Genomic DNA, 1,198 nt, shown 5'->3' on the forward strand with positions numbered 1-1,198 from the left:
AACAACGTGATCCACACGGTGCCCGCGAACTATCCGGGCGAAGGCCGCCACGTGTATCCGGGCTTCCTGCAGCACACGGGCTTCGTCGCGATGAATCCGGAACGTCACGCGCAATCGCACTGGGATTTCTACCAGAGCCTGCTGCGCGGCGACGAGGACGACGCCGAAGCGCATCGCAAATTCTACGACGAATACAACGCGGTACTCGACATCGCCGCCGAGTACTACCTCGAGACGATCCGCGTCGTGTTCCAGGAGTTCCGGCTTGCCGAGGGCACGTGGGATGTCGAAGGCGAACGCGTGCGTCCGCAGGACATCCAGCACACCGCGCTGATGACGATCGAGGGCGAGTTCGACGACATCTCGGGCAGCGGCCAGACGCACGTCGCGCACGAGCTGTGCACCGGTATCCGGCAAGATCAGCGCCGCAGCCTGACCGCCGAGAAGTGCGGTCACTACGGGATCTTCTCGGGTCGCCGCTGGCGCACGGTCGTCTACCCACAACTGCGCGACTTCATTCGAGAACATGGGAGACCATCAACGGCTCCGTAAGGCGACGACCCGATGGACATCGGGTTCGGTTGGTCCGTGCCGAAAGCCCGCGGTGAGTGCACAGCGTTAGAAGATCTTTGTGAAGAAGCTGGCATCGAGCCGCGGTTGGGCCTGACCGCGGCGCAGATCACGACGTTGGTGTCACTAGTGGCAGCGGAGGGGCGCGATCGTGCCCGGATTCACGTCCACGTTACAGCGTTCGGGTGTCGCGTATTTGCCTTGGCCAAACCCTGCGTGCTCAAACAGACAGTGTTGTGGAGCGGGCCATTCTCGTTGGCCTGTGTCGAGCGATTCGTCGGATTTGCTCGGGCGCTTGCATCAGGACGGGCGTTGGCCTAGCCGCTGCTAGTCTGGCAGCCGGCGTTAGCGCTCCAGCCCCCTCTGCACATACCAAGACAGTGGGAGTGTCAGCAGGGTCGCCGCGAGCGTGATCAACGCGATCGGCACACCCGCGGCGTCTCGCTGATACCACCGAACAGCACGGGCGACAACGTGCTGGCGCTGATCGTGGACGTATAGAATGCGTATTTCGGCGAACGTGATCAGCGATTTCGGTTGAACGTGATCAGTGGTTCCGATTGATGGTGATCGGCCGTTTCGGTCGAAGGTGATCGCTGATCACCGGTTTCCGAAACGAGCGATCATC

Annotated in this window: 2 pseudogenes; both read left to right on the forward strand. The window is 61.9% G+C overall.

What is annotated here, in order from left to right:
* Positions 1 to 528: pseudogene (locus HWX22_RS31230) on the forward strand (polyhydroxyalkanoate depolymerase); the annotation flags it as partial.
* An 87-nt stretch (positions 529 to 615) separates the two neighbouring features.
* A pseudogene (locus tag HWX22_RS32175) lies at positions 616 to 891 on the forward strand (LysR family transcriptional regulator); the annotation flags it as partial.
* Positions 892 to 1,198: the final 307 nt, after the last annotated feature.

Source organism: Burkholderia sp. BCC1638, assembly GCF_902833195.1.
Taxonomy (GTDB): domain Bacteria; phylum Pseudomonadota; class Gammaproteobacteria; order Burkholderiales; family Burkholderiaceae; genus Burkholderia; species Burkholderia diffusa.